We start from the raw sequence: 17,019 nt of genomic DNA on the forward strand, positions 1-17,019 counted from the left end.
CAGACAGCCTGAGACAACCCCCGGGAGGCCACGATGTCCCTGCCCGACGAGTTCCACGCCATCGCGAAGCGGGTGAACAACTGGGGCCGCTGGGGGCAGCACGACGAGATCGGCACCCTGAACCTGATCACCGACGAGGTGGTCCGGGACGCCGCGGCCACCGTCCGCTCCGGGCGCCGCGTCCCGCTCGCGCTGCCGCTGCGGGCCGACGGGGTGCAGACCGGAATGATCCCCGGGCGGGTCAACCCGCTGCACGCGATGGTGCAGATCAACCAGGAGATCTTCGGGCCCGGGACGATCGCTTGCAGCGACGACGCCGTGACGATGGGCCTCCAGGCCGGCACGCACTGGGACGCGCTGACCCACGTCTCGCACTCCGGGAAGCTCTACAACGGACGGCCCGCCCACACGGTGACCGCGCACGGCGGCGCGGAGTTCGGCGGGATCGACAAGATCCCGCACCTCGTCTCCCGCGGGGTGCTGCTGGACGTGGCACGCGCGCGTGGCGTGGAGCGACTGGCGGGCGATCACGCGGTCACACCGGAGGACCTGGACGCGGCCGAGGAACTGGCCGGCACCCGGGTGCGGGCCGGCGACGTCGTACTGGTGCGGACGGGGCAGATGCAGGCGTACCTCGCGGGCGACAAGCACGGTTACGCCCATCCGTCGCCGGGACTGTCGGTGCGCACCCCGGAGTGGTTCCACGCGCGCGATGTCGCGGCCGTGGCGAACGACACCCTCACGTTCGAGATCTTCCCGCCCGAGATCGACGGGCTGTGGCTGCCCGTGCACGCCCTGGACCTGGTGGAGATGGGCATGCTCCAGGGCCAGAACTGGAATCTCGAAGAGTTGTCCACAGCCTGTGGAGAAGTGGGCCGGTACGCGTTCCTGCTGTCGGCGATGCCCGAACCGTTCGCCGGAGCCACGGGTACGCCGGTCGCCCCGGTGGCCGTCCTCTGAGGCGTCTCCCGGGGCTCCGGCCCGACCCACACTCGACGAGGGCTTCCGTCACCGAGCCCTTGCCGTCCCCTCGCGGCGAATCGCAGACCACAAGCGTGATCAGACCGTGACGATGCGTCAACACCTGTTCAGAAATTTATTACTTATGCCCTCTTCTCACCGGGTGCGCATGGATGCACGGCCCGGCGCACAGCCGTACGGCCGGACTACACCGCCTCGAAGGCCAGCCCCTCGTAGGCGGACATCCCGCCTCCGTACGCCACCGCCGCGCTCCCCCGGGGCCGGTCGCACCGGTCGAGTTCGCACCAGATGCGCTTGCCCGCGCCCTCCTGGCTCCAGCCCCAGCGGTCGGCGAGGCCGTCGACGAGCGCGAGGCCCCGGCCGCCGGTCGCGTCGCCGTCCGCGCACCGCGGCACCGGGGCACGGGCGCTGGTGTCGGCGACCTCCAGGCGCACCGGCGCCCATTCCGCCGCCGCACCGGGCAGCGAGAGCCTGACGACGGCCGGGCAGCCGGTGTGCACCACGGCGTTGGTCACCAGCTCGGAGACGAGCAGGATCAGCGTCTCGGCCAGCGGCTCGTCGGCCGCTATCCCGGACCCGGCGAGCCGCGAACGGGCCCATCGCCGGGCCCGCCCCACCTCCGCGGGGTCGGGCCGGATCTCCAGCTGCACTTGAAGCACCTGCACCTGCACCGCTCACACCATCCGAACCGGCGGACACATGACCCGACGCCGGGCGAGCGCCACGGCGAGGGCCGTGACGAGCATCACGACGAAGGCCACGATCGTAGCCATTTTCTGCATGGCCAGGACAACGACCACAGCAGGGGTCACGGAATGTGACTCCCCTGCGAGACAGCATGGTTGACGTACAGTCACCCCTACAAGCGCTTCGGGCATATTCCAGCGCGAAGGAGTACGCGTGCGGCATACTGTGCGACGCTCGCCGCGGAGGGTCGCACCGGCAGGGGAAAAAGCCCTGGTCGCCCCGCGAGCAGCGGCACATACCGCCGCATACGGAGCCGCCCCCTGGGCATCACCGGCATGGCTCGTACTCGGAACCATTCGCATCCCACACAAGGTACCGGAGCGGACGACTGACTCCAGGCCGTGACGAGTCACGCATAGGGAACAACCCGATATCAACGCTCCGTGACACGACATTGCCACGCTCTGCAACATCCGCAGCACGCGTCACGGCAATCGGGCGGTCCAGCGGGGTTCCGGACGGCTCAGGCGGTCAGATCGGCGGCGAGCAGTTCCTCACTTTCCGTGCCGCCGCCGCGACGCCGTGCTCGCAGCCACGCCCGTTTCAGGTGCAGATGTACCTCGGACTCCCAGGTGAAGCCCATGCCGCCGTGTACCTGGAGGCAGTCGCGGGCACCGCGGACGGCCGCCTCGTCGGCGAGCAGCCGGGCCGCCGCGATGTCCACCGGGTCGCCGGTGACGGCCGCCGCGTACACCGCCGCGCGCGCCGTCTCGGCCCGCACCAGCATGTCCGCGCACAGGTGTTTGACCGCCTGGAAGGCCCCGATGGGCTGTCCGAACTGCTCCCGCGTCCGGGCGTGTTGCACGGCGAGTTCGCACACACGGGTCGCCGTACCGAGTTGCTCGGCCGCGGTGAGCAGCACCGCCGTGGGGTCCGGCGGGGTCGGGATCGGTGCGGACGGGATCGGTGCGGACGGGATCGGTGCGGACGGGATCGGTGCGGACGGGATCGGTGGGGACGGGATCGGTGGGGACGGGATCGGCAGGGCCGGGATCGGCGGGGCCGGGGCCGTCGGTGGCGAGCCCGGCACCCGGTGCAGTGGTGTCAGCGGGTCCACCGACCGGACCGGTACCGCGCCGGACGCGTCCCCGCGTACCACGTCGGCCGCTGCCAGCCACTCCACCAGCGGGCCGTCCACGGCCGTCACCACGGTCTCCCCGGTGGCCGCGCCGGGCACGGCGCCGGCCGCGAGGTGCGTGGCGACCAGCGGGCCGGGCAGCAGCGCCCGGCCGGCCTCCTCGAAGGCGAGTACCGCCTCCGCGAGCCCGGCGCCCGCCCCGCCGTCCGCCTCGGGCAGCCGCAGCGCGAAGAAGCCGGCGGCGCCCAGCTCCCGCCACAGCGCCCGGTCCAGCTCGGGCGGGTCGACGGGCGCATCGGCAGCGGCGGGCGGATCGAGGGTGACCGGCGGATCGGGTGTGGCCTGCGGATCGAGGGCGGTCGGCGGATCGAGGGCGGCGGGCGCCCGTCGCGCGTCCCAGTGCCGGGCCAGCAACTGCCGTACCCCGTCCCGCAACGCCCGCTGTTCCTCGGTGAGTTGGAAACGCATCCGGACGCTCACCGCCCCTTCGGCAGGCCGAGGATCCGCTCGGCCACGATGTTCCGCTGGATCTGCGAGGTGCCGGCGGCGATGGTGTACGACAGTGAGGACAGCCGGTCGAGCACCCACGGCCGGTCGAGGTCGAGGCAGTCCGCGCCGAGCACGTCGGCCGCCGTGTCGTACAGCTCCAGACGGGCGTGCGAGTACCTCAGCTTGAAGACCGAACCACCGGTCCCGGGCACCCCGCCGCCCTGTTCGGCCTCGCTCACGTTCCACTGCGTCAGCCGCCACAGCGCCCGGAACTCCGCGTTGAGCGCGCCGAGCCTGCGGCGCACCCCCGCGTCGTCCCAGCGACCGCTCGCGCGGGCCGCGCGGGCGAGGTCGCCCAGCACCCGGCGGCAGGCGACGACCTCGCCGACGAAGGCGGTGCCGCGCTCGAAGGACAGCGTCACCATGGTCACCCGCCAGCCGTCGTTCTCCGCGCCGACCCGGTTGGCCACCGGCACCCGCACCTCGTCCAGGAAGACCTGCGCGAACTCCGCCGACCCGGCGAGCGTGCGCAACGGCCGTACGGTGATGCCCGGGGCGTCCATGGGCATCGCCAGCCAGGTGATGCCCCGGTGCCGGGGCGCGTCGGGGTCGGTGCGGACCAGCAGTTCGCACCAGTCGGCGACCTCGGCGTGCGAGGTCCAGATCTTGGCTCCGCTCACCACGTAGTCGTCGCCGTCCCGCCACGCGCGCGTGCGCAGCGCGGCGAGGTCGGATCCGGCGTCCGGTTCGCTGAAGCCCTGGCACCACACCTCGTCGCCGCGCAGGATCGGCGGCAGCCAGCGCTCCCGCTGCGCCGCGGTGCCCTCGGCGGCGATCGTCGGGCCCGCGTGCAGCAGCCCGACGAAGTTCGCGCCCACGTAGGGTGCGCCCGCCCGCTCCGTCTCCTCCAGGAAGATCATCCGCAGTGTCGGGGGCGCGTCCCAGTGCACGTCCGCGTAGCCGGCGTCGTGGAGCATCCGCTGCCAGCCGAGGTCGTAGGCGCGGCGGGCGGGCCAGTCCGTCGGGGAGGGCCTGGCCGGCAGCGTGGGCAGCGCCTCGGCCAGCCACTTGCGCAGCCGCGCCCGGAAGTCCTCCTCCTGCGGTGTGTACGACAGGTCCACTAGCGGTCCCGGTCGAGATCGAGGCCGAGCATGCGGATCGCGTTGCCCCGCATCAGCTTGTAGACGGTCTCGTCGTCGAGGCCCTTGACGTGGTCGAGGGCGACCTCCTTGGTGTGCGGGAAGGTCGAGTCGACGTGCGGGTAGTCGGTCTCGAAGGTGGCGTTGTCGCGGCCCACGGAGTCGATGGACGCGATGCCGTGCTTGTCGCGGAAGAAGCAGCAGAAGATCTGCCGGTAGTAGTACGTCGACGGCGGCTCCGGGACCAGGTCGCGGACCCCGCCCCAGGCGCGGTGCTCCGCCCAGACGTCGTCGGCGCGTTCCAGGGCGTACGGGACCCAGCCCATCTGGCCCTCGGAGTAGGCGAGTTTGAGCCGCGGGAACTTGACCAGGACGCCACTGAACAGGAAGTCCATCATCGAGGCCATCGCGTTGTTGAAGCTGAGCGACGCCTGGACGGCGGGGGGCGCGTCCGGGGAGGCGGCCGGCATCTGCGAGGACGAGCCGATGTGCATGTTGACGACCGTGCCGGTGTCCTGGCAGGCCGCGAAGAACGGGTCCCAGTGGCCGGAGTGGATGGAGGGCAGTCCGAGGTGGGTGGGGATCTCGGAGAAGGTCACCGCCCGCACCCCGCGCTCGGCGTTGCGCCGGATCTCCGCGACCGCGAGGTCCACGTCCCACAGCGGGATCAGGCAGAGCGGGATGAGCCGGCCGCCGCTGCCGCCGCACCACTCCTCGACCATCCAGTCGTTGTAGGCGCGCACGCAGGCGAGCGCGACCTCCTTGTCGTGGGCCTCGGCGAAGGTCTGGCCGCAAAAACGCGGGAAGGTCGGGAAGCAGAGGCTGGCCTCGACGTGGTTGAGGTCCATGTCCCGCAGCCGCTCGGCGGGGTCCCAGCAGCCGGGCCGCATCTGCTCCCGGGTGATGCCCTCCAGGGTCATCTCGTCGCGGTCGAAGCCGACGGCGGCGATGTTGCGCTTGTAGGGGAACTTCAGGTCCTCGTAGATCCACCAGTCGGTGGGCGGCCCGTCCGGGTCCATGGTGATCCGGTACTTGCCGCCGACGTAGGCCAGCTCGCCGATCCCGGCGGTCAGCGGCTTGGGACCGCGGTCCCGGTACGTCGCCGGCAGCCAGGCCTCGAAGAGGTGGGCGGGCTCGATCACGTGGTCGTCGACGCTGATGATGCGGGGCAGTTCGGGCATGGTCCCCTCCGTCTGACGTGATGATGACGGCAGTCCCATCCGATAGCGCATCTGATGGTCCGTCAGATCTTCTCCGCCCAGCAGGCTAGTCCCGCACCCCTGGACCGACAAGGCGCACGGCTCTACGCTCTCCGCACTATCTGACGCATCGTCAGTTCAGAGGGGGCCGGGATGCACACGGGAACGGACGCCGGAACCGACACCACCGCACACCGCCTGGGCACGTCGCGCACGCTCTGGGACCTGGTCGCGAGCCGTGCCGCGCTCACCCCCGACCGCCCGGTGTTCCTCCAGGGCGACCGGACGCTGACCTTCGGCGAGCTGCGCGCGGGCGCCGAGCGGGTGGCGGCGGGCCTGTACGCGAGGGGCGTCCGGCCCGGCACGGTGGTCGCCTGGCAGCTGCCCACCCGCGTCGAGACCGTCCTGCTGTCCTTCGCGCTGGCCCGGCTCGGCGCGGTGCAGTCGCCGGTCATCCCCTTCTACCGGGACCGGGAGGTCGGCTTCGCGCTCCGGGCGGCCGAGGCGGAGTTCTTCGCCGTACCGGGCACCTGGCGCGGGTTCGACCACACGGGGATGGCACGGCGGCTGGGCGCGAAAGGGGTCTTCGAGGCGTACGACGCACTGCCCGAGGGCGATCCCGCGCGGCTGCCGCCGCCGCCCGCCGAGGGCACCTCGGTGCGCTGGATCTACTGGACCTCGGGCACCACCTCCGCCCCGAAGGGCGTCCTGCACACGGACCGCTCGCTGATCGCGGGCGGCGCCTGCCTCGCCCACGCGCTGCGCCTCGCCCCCGGCGACGTGGGCTCGGTGGCCTTCCCCTACGCGCACATCGGCGGCCCCGACTACACGGTGATGCTGCTCCTGTACGGCATCCCGGCGGTGCTGTTCGAGCACTTCGCGCTGCCGGCGGCGCTGCCGGACTACCGCAGGCACGGGGTCACGGTGGCGGGCGGCTCGACCGCCTTCTACTCGATGTTCCTCGCCGAGCAGCGCAAACAGCCGGGCGAGAGGATCATCCCGACACTGCGGCTGCTGGCCGGCGGCGGGGCGCCGAAGCCGCCCGAGGTGTACCACGCCGTGGTCCGCGAGATGGGCGTGCAACTCGCCCACGGCTACGGGATGACCGAGGTGCCGATGATCACCATGGGCGACCCGGAGGACACCGCCGAGAACCTGGCGACGACGGAGGGACGGCCGCCCGGGGGGATGGAGGTACGCATCGTCGACGGCGAGGTGCGGCTGCGCGGAGAGGCCGTCTGCCGCGGCTATCTGGATCCGGCGCAGACCGCGGAGAGCTTCGACGAGGACGGGTTCCTGCGCACCGGCGACCTCGGGCACCTGACCGGCGGCGGGCATCTGGTGCTCACCGGCCGGCGCAAGGACGTGATCATCCGCAAGGGCGAGAACATCTCCGCGAAGGAGATCGAGGACCTGCTGCACCGGTACCCGGGCGTCGGGGACGTGGCGGTGATCGGGCTGCCGGACGCGGAGCGCGGGGAGCGGGTGTGCGCGGTGGTCGAACCCGCCGTACCGCCCTCGGGGGACGGGGAGTTGACCCTGGAGGCGGTGACGGAGTACCTGCGCGCGGCGGGCCTGTCGGTGCACAAGCTGCCGGAACAACTGGAGGTGGTGGACGCCCTGCCACGGGGGGCGACGCTGCGGAAGGTGCTCAAGTACCGGTTGCGGGAGCGCTTCGCCGACGGGGGGCGGTGAGCGGGGCCGGGGCGGGGTGGAGTCGAGTGGGTCGATGGCGTCGCCCTGGCCGGTGCCTGTGGCCTGGCCCGGCCACATCAGATCCGGTACGAACAGCTCGCGCGGGACGGCCGCGCAGGCCGGCAGCCAGTCCGGCGTCAGCGCGCCTGCCTCCTTGAGCCGGGAGGTCAACCCTTCGCGGCCGACCTCCCGCACGTCATGCTCGGTCACTTGCCGAAGCCACCGTTCGTGTCCGCGTGGCCCGAGTCGTCGCCCTCGCTGCCGCCACCACCGTGTTTGTTGCCCGAATCGCTGTCGTCCTCTCCTCCGGCGACGATCCAGGGACGCGCGTCGTCCGTCTGACACTCCTCGATTCCGTAGGGATGGTGCAGTTCACTTGCCGGCCCACCTCGGTTCAGGGGTGGGGGTTGGGCGGTCCCGCCCAAGCGCCACGGGGGAACGAAGCTCGAACGGGACCGGTCACATGGCCGCATCGCCGCTACATCGGCGAGCAGAAGGCCGATCGACCCGGCCGTCATGAAGATGAGCAGGAAGCCGCCGTACCGCCGGATCAGTCGCGTGATCACGGCTGCATCCAGGTGCGCCACGGCCTGGAGATGATCTCCTCGTAGCTGAGGTGGGTCGGGTTCCGTCCTGAGTGGTCGAGCGCCCACGTCTGGGGCGACTCCCACCCACCGTCAGGGGCCGAGGCGTCGCCGCACACGGAGCACTTCATCCTGTGCGTCACCTCGGGCGCGTCCGGCTCCCTGTCGGGCTGCAAGGTCCACTGCCTGAAGGCGATGACGGTGTGCGGCCCGCTCATGAGCCGGACTTCACGAACGCGGCCGTGACCGTCAGTCGATTGCGGGCCTGATTGCGTGCTCCCAGCGCCTCCGCGGGCGTCAGCGGTCTGACGTCGCCGGGCTGTGCGTCCCACTCCCGACCGCCGCCCAGCGGGCGCATCTGGACGAGGCCACCGACCCTGCCCATGATCTCGCCGACCGTGTTCCTGCCGGCGTCTCTGGCCAGGTCGCTGACGCCCGGCACACTCCGTTCGTGACTGTCCATGACGACGAAACTACGGACCGTGATGATGGATGCCCAGCACATGCCGCCTCACTTCGATTGACGGACCATCAGAAGTGCATCGGCACAGTGCAGTTAGGCGAATACGGCCAGGTGAGCGCCAACCTCACGCATCTCCGTCGTGAGGGTTCGACGCTTCTTGGTGATCTCCTCGAAGGTGACGGCGGCGGACGCCTGGTGTCGGAACCACTCGGGAGCGATCTCGTCGAGGCGTGCAAGCCTCCTCCGCCTCGTCGAACCGGTCGGTCCGGATGAGGACGAAGCACATCGCCCCGACACTCGAAGCCGCTACAAGCTGATCGCCGGCGGCCTTGGCGTCCGCGATGGCCTCCCGGATGGCACCGTGCGCGAGATCGTACTGCCTGATCTGCGTCAGGTACCGACCGGCCACTTGGAGGGCCTGCGAGCGGGCGACGAGGGCCTGGGCGTGTTCCTCTCCGGAGTCGTAGTAGGCGACCGCATCGTTCGCGGCACGAATCAAGGCCGGCAGGTCCGCGGCGATGCTCTTGTAGCTGTCCTCGAAGTACAAGACGCTGTTGTCGCGCGTCATCCGCCGCAGCCGACGCAGATCCGGCTCCTCGCCGACCGCGGCGACCACGGGGACAAGCCCGATGGCCGGCGTAAGAGCGATCCTCAGCTCACGCAGGTTGAGGCTGTTCGGATCGTCATGCCTCACCGGCTCGGGCGGACCCGCCGCCATCAGATCCGAGGTCTTCACCCCGAGGGCTCGCGCGATGGCGTGAAGGGGTCTCCATGCGGACCCCGTCGTCGCCCTGCTCGATCCTTCGAACGGGTCCGACCGAAAGGTCGGCGCGATGAGCAAGTTGCTCTTGGCTGAGCCCCTCCGCGCGCCGGTATCGCCTTAGATTGTCCGCGAGTTCATCCGACATGCGTCACCACCCTTCCCAACCAGCGTACGACGGGAAGGGACAGCGCAAGCCCTTCGCAGGGATGCCTCAGACGTGCCGGAGGGCCAAGCCCGAACACGTCGCGTCTGGCCCTTCTTTGATCCCGCCCCTTCGCCCTACTCCGGCACCGTGAAGTACCGCGCGACCGCCGGAACGATCTCCGCCTCCCCCAGCCTGCCGTCGCCGTCGGTGTCGAGCGTCGCCGCCACCTGTCCGGCGATGTCCTCCCGGACGCCGAGGGCCAGCAGGACGCGCACGATGTCGGCGACCGCGGCCGATCCGTCGCCGACGGGGGCCGCGAGGGCGAGGGCGGCGTGCAGGAAGGGGCGGGCGATCTCGGCGAACCGGTCCGGGTTGTCGCGCAGTCGCTTGACCGCGCCGGAGACGAACTCCTGGCGGGTGATGCGCTGGTCGCCGTCCCGGTCCGCTATCCCGGCCATGCCCTGCCAGAACGCCTCGGCGCCCGCGTACAGCGCCTGGCCCTTGGCGGAGCGGGCCGGCGTGGCGAACTCGGCGAGCAGTGCCTTGGCCGCGACGTTGAAGTCCTCCCGGTCGATCCAGCCGTTGCCGTCCTGGTCGAAGGTGGCGAACCGGGCGGCGATCCTGCGCTCGTACTCGGTACTGACCATGTCTGTTAGGGCCGCCTCACATCACGTCGGGTAGCTCTCGCACGGAGCGTACGACGACCCGGCCGGTCACGGAGCGGGAAAGCGACTTTTGTGCCAAGACCGGGGGAATTCCGCAACAACAGTGTCATGCCGAGAGGGGACCGGCCTCGTCCTCGGTCGCCGAGGCGACGTCGGGATGGATGTCGAAGAGCCGGCGCACGCCGAGCGCGCCGAGGACCCGGTTGACGTGCGAGCCGTCGTCGGCCCCGCGGGCGGGCAGGATCAGCCGGAGCCGCCCGCGGCAGGAACGCAGCAGGCGCCGGGTGCCTATCAGTACGCCGACACCGCTGGAGTCGCAGAAGAAGACCTCGGAGAGGTCCACCACGAGTTGCCGCCGGCCTTCGGCCACCGCGTCGTGCACCCGCTGGCGCAGCACCGGCGAGGTCACCAGATCCAGTTCGCCCGACACCTGGAGCACGGCCCAGCCACCGCGCTCGTCCTCGGTCACGTTGAACGCCACCACCACGCCTTTCGCTCGCCGGATCGTCCCGGAACCGTCGAGAAACGGAGGGTTTTACGCCGCTTCCTTGCAGCGCGGCTGCCCAGCGGCCGTTCCCTGAAACACGGCAACAGAAACAGAAAACGGACAGAACAGGCTTGTTTTAGTCGCCTTCGATCCTGTTCGATCGATTGTGGAACGGGTACGCGACGGTCCATTACCACCTGCGGTCCGCCTGAGGCAGGCAATACGCAAAGGAGCGTGCCCGGTCGGAGCCGCCGACTACATTCGAGAAGACGGTGGACGCACGCTGGGCAGGGGGAGGGGGCCGCATGGCGACGAAGGGCGTACCGCCCCGCTGGGACCGCAAGATGCAGCAGCGGCTCGCGCGCGGCGAAGCGGCGGCCCTCGGCGAGCTGTACGACCGGTACGCCTCCCTCGTGCACGCCCTCGCCCACCGCGTGCTCGCCGACGACGCGGCGGCCGACGGCGTCACCCGCGAGGTCTTCGTCCACGTCTGGGAACACCCGGACTCCTACGATCCCCGGCAGGGCGCGCTGCGCTCCTGGATGGCCGCGCTGACCCACCGGCTCGCCGTACGGCGGCTGCGCGCCACCGGGTCCGCCGCGCTCGCCGACGACGGGGCCGGCGCGCACACCGACGAAGCCGACGAAGCCGGGGAAGCCCGGGAAGCCCTGGAAGCCCTGGAAGCCCGGGAAGCCGAGGAACTGGAAGGCAAGGTGCGGCACGCCTCGGTCGCCGCCCGTGCCGACTACATCGTCCAGTCGATGCCCGCGCCGCTGCGCGCCGCCCTGGACCTGGCCTACTTCCAGCGCCGCGACTACCGGCAGACCGCCGCCGACCTCGGCGTCACCGAGGACGAGGCCCGCCGCCGGCTCCGCCTGGGCCTGCAACTGCTGTCCACCGCGCACGACGCCGGGACACCCCCGGGGTACGGGGGTTCGGTGTGAGCGGAGCGGAGCGGTTCGATGCACAGGGCGGGTACGAGGGACCGGGCCGGACGGGCACCGGCGACGGTGCCGGTGACCTGCCGCCGGGGCCGAACGGCCGGGACGACCCGCCGCGCGGCGCGGGAACCGGACCGGAACCACTGGACGGCCCGCCGCCGCGCATCCCGCTGCCCCGGGCCTCCGTCGAGGACACCGGACGGCCGCTGCCGGACCTGGACGACGTGGCGCCCGTCCCGCCGGAGCTGCCGCACGGCGTGCTGAGGTCACTGCTCGGGGCCTGGGCGCTGGCCGCCTGTTCGGCCGCCGAGACGGCCGCGGTGGAACTGCACCTCGGCGAGTGCGGCTCCTGCGCGGACGAGGCACGGCGGCTGCGCGAGGCGGTCGGCCTGCTGCACCAGCCCGAGAACCTCGACCTGGACCCGGCGCTGCGCACCCGCGTCCTCGCGCACTGCCTCGACCGGCGCCCGCCGCGCGTCCCGCTGCCCGAGTGGGCGACGCCGTACGACGCGGAGACCGCCCGGCTCGACGCGCTGCTCCAGGACATCGGGGACGCCGAGTGGCACGCACCGGTGCGGCTGCGCTGGTTCGAGAGCGACGCGGCCACGAGCCGCCGTACCACCGTCGCCGGGGCGATCGCGCATCTGCTGTCGGTGGACGGGCTGGTCGCGGTGGCGCTCGGCCTGGCGGACCCGCTGGCCGAGGAGGGCATGGCGGGCCCGGCCCCGCGCACCGAGGCGTACTGGCGGGCCTCGCACTTCCCGCTGACCCGGTCGGTGCGGGCACCGTGGCGTGAGCAGAGTCACAACCTGGTGCGGACGGTGTCCTTCACCGGCGGCGGCGCCGGCAAGCTGCCCGTCCCGTACGGCGACTTCACGCTGCCGCTGCACGACGCGATGCTGGACCGGGCGTTCGAGTGCTGGGTGCACGCGGAGGACATCGCGGAAGCGGTGGACTACCCGTACGACCCGCCCGCGCCGCGCCATCTGCACCGCATGATCGACCTCGCCGCCCGGATGCTGCCGGAGGCGCTGGCGGCCCGCCGCCAGGCGGGACTGGCCGCGAAGGGCGACACCCCGCACCTGGTCGCGGCCGGCGAGCCGGGCCGCACCCTCCGGCTGGAGATCGAGGGCGACGGCGGCGGCGAGTGGCTGATCCCACTCGACTCCCCCGGCGCGGTGGGCTCCGCCGAACTGGAGGTGGCCCGGCTCGCCCTGGACGGCGTGGAGTTCTGCCGCCTGGCCGCGGGCCACGTCCCGCCGCAGGAGGCCGCGGCGGGACAGCTCGGGGACCGGGAGGCGATCAGGGACGTCCTGTTCGCCGCGGCGGGGTTGAGCCGGATGTAGCCCACGACGGGGGCGGGTCGGGGCCGTGGCGGGGCCCCGTCGGATTCCCGGCGGGGGCCGAGGACCCGGCGGGGCGGGTCGGGACCGTGGCGGGGCCCCGACGGGTTCACGGCGGGGGCCGAGGACCGGGACGGGTTCACGACATGGCGGGCCGGGACGGGTTCACGACGCGGCGGGACGGGAGTTCAGGACGGGCGCTCGCCGGGGTCCGTGGTCGGCTGCGGGTCCGGGTCCGGGTCCGTATGCGTTGCTGCCCGCGTGGTTCCCCGCGCTCCCGCCCCCTGCGCACGGGGCCCGCCCGACCGGTTCGTGGACAGCAGTCCCAGCAGGGCCGCGAGGGCGAGGACGATGACGAAGAACTCGTAGTCGCGGGCCGTGCCGAGGAGTCCGCCGCCGTGCACGACCAGGAACCCGGCGGCGACGGAGGGCGCGCCCATGCCCAGGTAGCAGACGACGTAGAGGACCGACAGCACGCCGGCCCGTTCGTGCGGGGCGGCGAGCGGCACCACGGTGCGCATACCGCCCTGGAACCCGGCCCCGAAGCCGATGCCCGCGACGACGGTGCAGCCGAAGAAGCCGACGGTCGAGGACTGTCCGACCGCGGCCACCGTGCCTCCCGCGGCCAGCACGAGCATGACGATGCCGACCCGCATCACGGTGCGGGGTGCCACCCGGCCGAGCACGCCGGTCGTCACCGATCCGACCACGGCGAGCAGGAAGAATCCGAAGCCGCCCAGCACCACCGAGGAGGAGCCGGACAACTGCCTCACCAGCGCCGGACCGAGCGACCCGTAGAAACCCGCGAGCGCCCACACGGCGAACAGGATCGGTGCCGCCGCGACCACCGGGCCGCGCAGCCCGGCGGGCACCGTGAACTCGGGTACGAGCGCGGCGCGCGCCCCGGGCTTGCGGGTCACGGTCTCCGGCATCAGGAACACTCCGACGCCCTGCACGACGAAGACGCCGACGAGCACGAGGTAGACCAGGCGGGTGGGCGCCGGCGCGTACTGGACCAGCAGCCCGGACAGCAGCGCTCCGGTGCCGGTGCCGAATCCCGGCGCCGCCGCGTTGGCCATCGTGCCGCGTCTGCGGTCCGCGTCGACCATCGCCGCGCCGAGCGCGCCGAGCGCCCCACCGGTGGCGACGCCCTGCAACACCCGGCCGGCCACCAGTGCACCGACCCCGCCCGCGGTGATGAGCACGGCCAGCGCGACCGCCTGCACCGCGAGCGCGGCCAGCAGCACCGGCCGGCGGCCGACGTGGTCGGACAGCCGGCCGAGCACGAGCAGGGCGAGCAGTACGGCGATCGCGTACACGCCGAAGACGACGGTGGTGGTGATCGGCGAGAAGCCCCATCTGCCGGCGTAGGTCGCGTAGAGGGGGGTCGGCGCGCTGGAGGCGGCCAGGAACGAGACGACGATCGAGGCCGGCAGCATCAGGCTCGCGGTTCTCGGGCCGTCGCCGGTCCCGGCCGTGCCGCGCTTCCGCAGCGCCGTACCACCGGGGTTCGCGAGTGCGGGGGTCGCGGGTGCGGGGGTCGCGGGTGGGCGGTTCGCGGGTGGGCGGTTCGCGGGTGCGGAGTTCATGGGCGCGGAGTTCATGGGCGTGGAGTTCATGGGTACGGAGTTCATGGGTGCGGAGTTCATGGGTGCGGGCGCGCCGGGCACCGGATCGGCCGCCGTATCGGGCAGGGGCCGCTGCACGGGTCGGGTCATGCCTTGAGCCTCGCGCCGTCACGCCGCACCGACGAGTGGCAAAAATGCTGTGTTTCATTAGGATGCTGCCATGGCTGTTCATCGTGTGGCCGTGGTGGTGCTGGACGGGGTGACCCCGCTCGACCTGGCCATCCCGACCCAGGTTTTCTCCCCGCGTCCGGAGACCCCCTACGAGCTGACCATGTGCGCCCTGTCCGGTCAGGTCACGACCACCGGCGGTTTCAAGCTGCTGGTCGATGCCGGGCTGGACCAAGTGCGCACCGCCGACACCGTGATCGTGCCCGGCGTCGACCCGCCCCTGCGCCCGGTGCCCCCGGCGGTGCTCGACACCCTGCGAGAGGCCCGCGGCCGGGGGCGGCGCGTGGTGTCGATCTGCACCGGCGCGTTCGCGCTGGCCGCCGCCGGCGTACTGGACGGCCTGCACGCCACCACCCACTGGCAGTACATCGACGACCTGGAGCAGCGTTTCCCGGCCGTGGCGGTGGACCGCGACGTGCTCTACGTCGACGAGGGCGAGGTGCTCACCTCGGCCGGGGCGTGCTGCGGCATCGACCTGTGCCTGCACATCGTGCGCCGCGACCTGGGCGCCGTCGCCGCCAACCGGATCGCCCGCGGCCTGGTCGCCGCCCCCCACCGGGACGGCGGGCAGGCCCAGTACGTACCGGCGCCCGTGGCGGTCGCCGGTGACACCTCGCTGGCCGGGACGCGGGCCTGGGCCCTGGAGCGCCTCGCGGAGCCGCTCTCCATCGGCGAACTCGCCCGGCACGCCCGTATGTCACAGCGCTCGTTCATGCGCCACTTCACCGAGGAGACCGGCACGACACCGCTGCAATGGCTGGTCAACGCCCGGGTGAACGCCGCCCGCGAACTGCTGGAGGCCACCGACCAGTCGATCGACCAGGTGGCACAGGACTGCGGACTGGGCTCGGCGGCCAACCTCCGGCTGCACTTCCGGCGCGTCCTGCACACCACGCCGACCGCCTACCGGCGCACCTTCACCCGCCGTCCCCCGGCGGACGCCGCCCTCGTCCCCGCCGCGCCTGCGGGCGAGGGCGCCGGGCCGACGGCGTGACGGCGCGGGCCCGGGTTCCGGGTGCCGCGGACGCCGTCCGGCACCCTCGGCCGGTGCGGGGCCTAGGCGAACACCACCGTCCGCCGCCCGTTGAGCAGGATCCGGCGCTCCGCGTGCCACTGCACGGCCCGCGCCAGCGCCTGGCACTCCACGTCCCGTCCGATCGCGACCAGCTGGTCCGGAGTGACGTCGTGCCGCACCCGCTCCACCTCCTGCTCGATGATCGGGCCCTCGTCGAGGTCGGCGGTCACGTAGTGCGCCGTGGCACCGATCAGCTTCACCCCACGGGCGTGCGCCTGGTGGTAGGGCTTCGCGCCCTTGAAGCTCGGCAGGAAGGAGTGGTGGATGTTGATGATCCGGCCGCTGAGCTGCTTGCACAGCTCGTCCGAGAGGACCTGCATGTAGCGGGCGAGCACCACCAGCTCGACCTGCTGCTCGCGGACGATCTCCAGCAGCCGTTCCTCGGACTGCGTCTTGGTGTCCTTCGTCACCGGGAGGTGGTGGAAGGGGATGCGGTACGACTCCACCAGCCCGGCGAACTCCCGGTGGTTGGAGACGACCGCGGCGATCTCCACCGGCAGCGCACCGGTCCCGGCGCGGAACAGCAGGTCGTTGAGGCAGTGGCCGAACTTGCTGACCATCAGGACGATGCGCATCTTCGCGTCCGCGCGGTTGATCTGCCAGTCCATCTGGAAGGAGTCGCCGACCGCCGCGAAGCTCGCCCGCAGTTTGTCCACGGTGACCGGCGCCTGAGCCGAAAAGTGGACGCGCATGAAGAACAGACCCGTGTCGTGGTCGCCGAACTGCTGGCTGTCCTCGATGTTGCACCCGGTCATGAACAGATAGCTCGACACGGCGTGCACGATGCCCTTCTTGTCAGGGCACGAGAGCGTCAGGACGTACTGGTCGGCCAGGGCCGCGGCTCGGGTGGGCTGGTCGTTCATGCGGGACAGGGTCCCACATCCGCCTCGCCGTACCGAGCACGGTCCGCTACGCGGACCGCGTCATGATCTGGAGCACCTCAAGGCTCCGCGGCGGCGCGTCGGGGTCGTCGCCGTCGCTCACCGACATCCGGACGTGGGCGTCCCGGGCCGCCCGCACCGCCTCCGGCCAGCCCTGGTTCTCCAGGTAGGCGGCGACCGGCGCGTCCGGGCCCACCGCGTGCATGATCCGCAGCACCCGCAGGACGGCGGTGTCGACGAGCGCCGCCTCCTGGGAGTCCCGGAAGATCGTGCCGACGTACTTCTCGGCGGACCAGTTGTCCAGCCAGGTGTCCTCCACCAGCCGGTACACGGCGTCGGTCACGTCCCCGTACCCGTCGACGCCGACCAGCCAGACGTCTCGTTGGAACGCCTGGTCGGAGAGCATGTGCAGCGCGGAACGCACATTGCTGCGCCAGCGCCACCACGGCATGTCATTCTGCGGCATGCCGCCCATGGTGGGGGAGCGACGGCCGCGACGGGAAGAGTTCTCCGAACCTTGCACGGTCACCGATCGTACGTTCTTCACA

19 protein-coding genes are annotated in these 17,019 nt (G+C 72.0%); 5 read left to right on the forward strand and 14 right to left on the reverse strand.

Annotated elements, in window-relative coordinates:
- Nucleotides 1–33 precede the first annotated feature (33 nt).
- Nucleotides 34–960 carry a cyclase family protein gene (locus tag ACFC09_RS33850; RefSeq protein ID WP_376534644.1) on the forward strand — a complete coding sequence of 309 codons (927 nt, stop codon included), beginning with the start codon at nucleotides 34–36 and terminating at the stop codon, nucleotides 958–960.
- A 206-nt stretch (nucleotides 961–1,166) separates the two neighbouring features.
- On the opposite strand, the gene ACFC09_RS33855 is transcribed toward ACFC09_RS33850, so the two are convergent.
- The 4 genes from ACFC09_RS33855 to ACFC09_RS33870 form a co-directional block, all read right to left on the reverse strand.
- Nucleotides 1,167–1,631, reverse strand: a complete 465-nt coding sequence (locus ACFC09_RS33855) for an ATP-binding protein (RefSeq protein WP_376534646.1) — start codon at nucleotides 1,629–1,631, stop codon at nucleotides 1,167–1,169.
- 560 nt (nucleotides 1,632–2,191) lie between these two features.
- Nucleotides 2,192–3,274 (reverse strand): acyl-CoA dehydrogenase family protein, encoded by a 1,083-nt coding sequence (locus ACFC09_RS33860; protein WP_376534736.1) that lies wholly within the window; start codon nucleotides 3,272–3,274, stop codon nucleotides 2,192–2,194.
- 8 nt (nucleotides 3,275–3,282) lie between these two features.
- Entirely contained in the window at nucleotides 3,283–4,416 is a 1,134-nt protein-coding gene (locus tag ACFC09_RS33865) for an acyl-CoA dehydrogenase family protein (protein WP_376534648.1), read from the reverse strand.
- Entirely contained in the window at nucleotides 4,416–5,615 is a 1,200-nt protein-coding gene (locus ACFC09_RS33870; protein WP_376534650.1) for an amidohydrolase family protein, read from the reverse strand. Before ACFC09_RS33870 ends, ACFC09_RS33865 begins: the two co-directional genes overlap by 1 nt.
- A gap of 171 nt (nucleotides 5,616–5,786) precedes the next feature.
- Between ACFC09_RS33870 and ACFC09_RS33875 the strand changes: the two genes are divergently transcribed.
- Entirely contained in the window at nucleotides 5,787–7,328 is a 1,542-nt protein-coding gene (locus tag ACFC09_RS33875; RefSeq protein ID WP_376534652.1) for a class I adenylate-forming enzyme family protein, read from the forward strand.
- Nucleotides 7,329–7,534: 206 nt separating this feature from the next.
- On the opposite strand, the gene ACFC09_RS33880 is transcribed toward ACFC09_RS33875, so the two are convergent.
- From ACFC09_RS33880 to ACFC09_RS33910, 7 genes are all read right to left on the reverse strand, one after another.
- Nucleotides 7,535–7,894: a hypothetical protein gene (locus tag ACFC09_RS33880; protein ID WP_376534654.1), complete on the reverse strand. Its 360-nt coding sequence runs from the start codon at nucleotides 7,892–7,894 to the stop codon at nucleotides 7,535–7,537.
- Nucleotides 7,891–8,130, reverse strand: a complete 240-nt coding sequence (locus ACFC09_RS33885; protein ID WP_376534656.1) for a hypothetical protein — start codon at nucleotides 8,128–8,130, stop codon at nucleotides 7,891–7,893. Before ACFC09_RS33885 ends, ACFC09_RS33880 begins: the two co-directional genes overlap by 4 nt.
- Nucleotides 8,127–8,375 (reverse strand): hypothetical protein, encoded by a 249-nt coding sequence (locus ACFC09_RS33890; protein WP_376534658.1) that lies wholly within the window; start codon nucleotides 8,373–8,375, stop codon nucleotides 8,127–8,129. The genes ACFC09_RS33885 and ACFC09_RS33890 overlap by 4 nt, the downstream gene beginning before the upstream one ends.
- Before the next feature lie 124 nt (nucleotides 8,376–8,499).
- A complete protein-coding gene (locus tag ACFC09_RS33895; RefSeq protein WP_376534744.1) occupies nucleotides 8,500–9,111 on the reverse strand; it encodes a hypothetical protein in 612 nt (203 codons plus the stop codon).
- A complete protein-coding gene (locus ACFC09_RS33900) occupies nucleotides 9,059–9,283 on the reverse strand; it encodes a helix-turn-helix transcriptional regulator (protein ID WP_376534660.1) in 225 nt (74 codons plus the stop codon). Before ACFC09_RS33900 ends, ACFC09_RS33895 begins: the two co-directional genes overlap by 53 nt.
- 134 nt (nucleotides 9,284–9,417) lie before the next feature.
- Nucleotides 9,418–9,930, reverse strand: coding sequence for an EF-hand domain-containing protein (locus tag ACFC09_RS33905; protein WP_376534662.1), 513 nt, complete (start codon nucleotides 9,928–9,930; stop codon nucleotides 9,418–9,420).
- Nucleotides 9,931–10,054: 124 nt separating this feature from the next.
- A complete protein-coding gene (locus ACFC09_RS33910; protein WP_376534664.1) occupies nucleotides 10,055–10,435 on the reverse strand; it encodes an STAS domain-containing protein in 381 nt (126 codons plus the stop codon).
- Between the two features lie 305 nt (nucleotides 10,436–10,740).
- Here ACFC09_RS33910 and ACFC09_RS33915 point away from each other — a divergent pair, with 305 nt between their 5' ends.
- The gene (locus ACFC09_RS33915) at nucleotides 10,741–11,379 is read left to right on the forward strand and encodes a sigma-70 family RNA polymerase sigma factor (protein ID WP_376534666.1); all 639 of its coding nucleotides are present in this window, start codon (nucleotides 10,741–10,743) and stop codon (nucleotides 11,377–11,379) included.
- Nucleotides 11,376–12,722 carry a zf-HC2 domain-containing protein gene (locus ACFC09_RS33920; RefSeq protein ID WP_376534668.1) on the forward strand — a complete coding sequence of 449 codons (1,347 nt, stop codon included), beginning with the start codon at nucleotides 11,376–11,378 and terminating at the stop codon, nucleotides 12,720–12,722. The genes ACFC09_RS33915 and ACFC09_RS33920 overlap by 4 nt, the downstream gene beginning before the upstream one ends.
- A 185-nt stretch (nucleotides 12,723–12,907) precedes the next feature.
- Here ACFC09_RS33920 and ACFC09_RS33925 read toward each other — a convergent pair whose 3' ends face one another.
- The gene (locus ACFC09_RS33925) at nucleotides 12,908–14,437 is read right to left on the reverse strand and encodes an MFS transporter (protein WP_376534670.1); all 1,530 of its coding nucleotides are present in this window, start codon (nucleotides 14,435–14,437) and stop codon (nucleotides 12,908–12,910) included.
- A gap of 70 nt (nucleotides 14,438–14,507) precedes the next feature.
- Here ACFC09_RS33925 and ACFC09_RS33930 point away from each other — a divergent pair, with 70 nt between their 5' ends.
- Nucleotides 14,508–15,509: a GlxA family transcriptional regulator gene (locus tag ACFC09_RS33930; protein ID WP_376534672.1), complete on the forward strand. Its 1,002-nt coding sequence runs from the start codon at nucleotides 14,508–14,510 to the stop codon at nucleotides 15,507–15,509.
- Between the two features lie 62 nt (nucleotides 15,510–15,571).
- On the opposite strand, the gene purU is transcribed toward ACFC09_RS33930, so the two are convergent.
- Together purU and ACFC09_RS33940 are read right to left on the reverse strand one after the other, a co-directional pair.
- The gene (gene purU, locus ACFC09_RS33935; protein ID WP_376534674.1) at nucleotides 15,572–16,453 is read right to left on the reverse strand and encodes a formyltetrahydrofolate deformylase; all 882 of its coding nucleotides are present in this window, start codon (nucleotides 16,451–16,453) and stop codon (nucleotides 15,572–15,574) included.
- A 46-nt stretch (nucleotides 16,454–16,499) separates the two neighbouring features.
- Complete coding sequence (locus ACFC09_RS33940; protein WP_376534738.1) at nucleotides 16,500–17,000, reverse strand: hypothetical protein; 501 nt, start codon at nucleotides 16,998–17,000, stop codon at nucleotides 16,500–16,502.
- Between the last annotated feature and the right edge of the window lie 19 nt (nucleotides 17,001–17,019).

This window comes from Streptomyces sp. NPDC056161 (assembly GCF_042268025.1).
Taxonomy (GTDB): domain Bacteria; phylum Actinomycetota; class Actinomycetes; order Streptomycetales; family Streptomycetaceae; genus Streptomyces.

Coding starts and splice junctions, on each gene's coding strand:
- ACFC09_RS33915 (WP_376534666.1), top strand. CDS start 10,741: ATGGCGACGAAGGGCGTACCGCCCCGCTGGGACCGCAAGATGCAGCAG.
- ACFC09_RS33885 (WP_376534656.1), bottom strand. CDS start 8,130: ATGAGCGGGCCGCACACCGTCATCGCCTTCAGGCAGTGGACCTTGCAG.
- ACFC09_RS33875 (WP_376534652.1), top strand. CDS start 5,787: ATGCACACGGGAACGGACGCCGGAACCGACACCACCGCACACCGCCTG.
- ACFC09_RS33930 (WP_376534672.1), top strand. CDS start 14,508: ATGGCTGTTCATCGTGTGGCCGTGGTGGTGCTGGACGGGGTGACCCCG.
- ACFC09_RS33850 (WP_376534644.1), top strand. CDS start 34: ATGTCCCTGCCCGACGAGTTCCACGCCATCGCGAAGCGGGTGAACAAC.
- ACFC09_RS33900 (WP_376534660.1), bottom strand. CDS start 9,283: ATGTCGGATGAACTCGCGGACAATCTAAGGCGATACCGGCGCGCGGAG.
- ACFC09_RS33925 (WP_376534670.1), bottom strand. CDS start 14,437: ATGACCCGACCCGTGCAGCGGCCCCTGCCCGATACGGCGGCCGATCCG.
- ACFC09_RS33890 (WP_376534658.1), bottom strand. CDS start 8,375: ATGGACAGTCACGAACGGAGTGTGCCGGGCGTCAGCGACCTGGCCAGA.
- ACFC09_RS33905 (WP_376534662.1), bottom strand. CDS start 9,930: ATGGTCAGTACCGAGTACGAGCGCAGGATCGCCGCCCGGTTCGCCACC.
- ACFC09_RS33860 (WP_376534736.1), bottom strand. CDS start 3,274: ATGCGTTTCCAACTCACCGAGGAACAGCGGGCGTTGCGGGACGGGGTA.
- ACFC09_RS33870 (WP_376534650.1), bottom strand. CDS start 5,615: ATGCCCGAACTGCCCCGCATCATCAGCGTCGACGACCACGTGATCGAG.
- purU (WP_376534674.1), bottom strand. CDS start 16,453: ATGAACGACCAGCCCACCCGAGCCGCGGCCCTGGCCGACCAGTACGTC.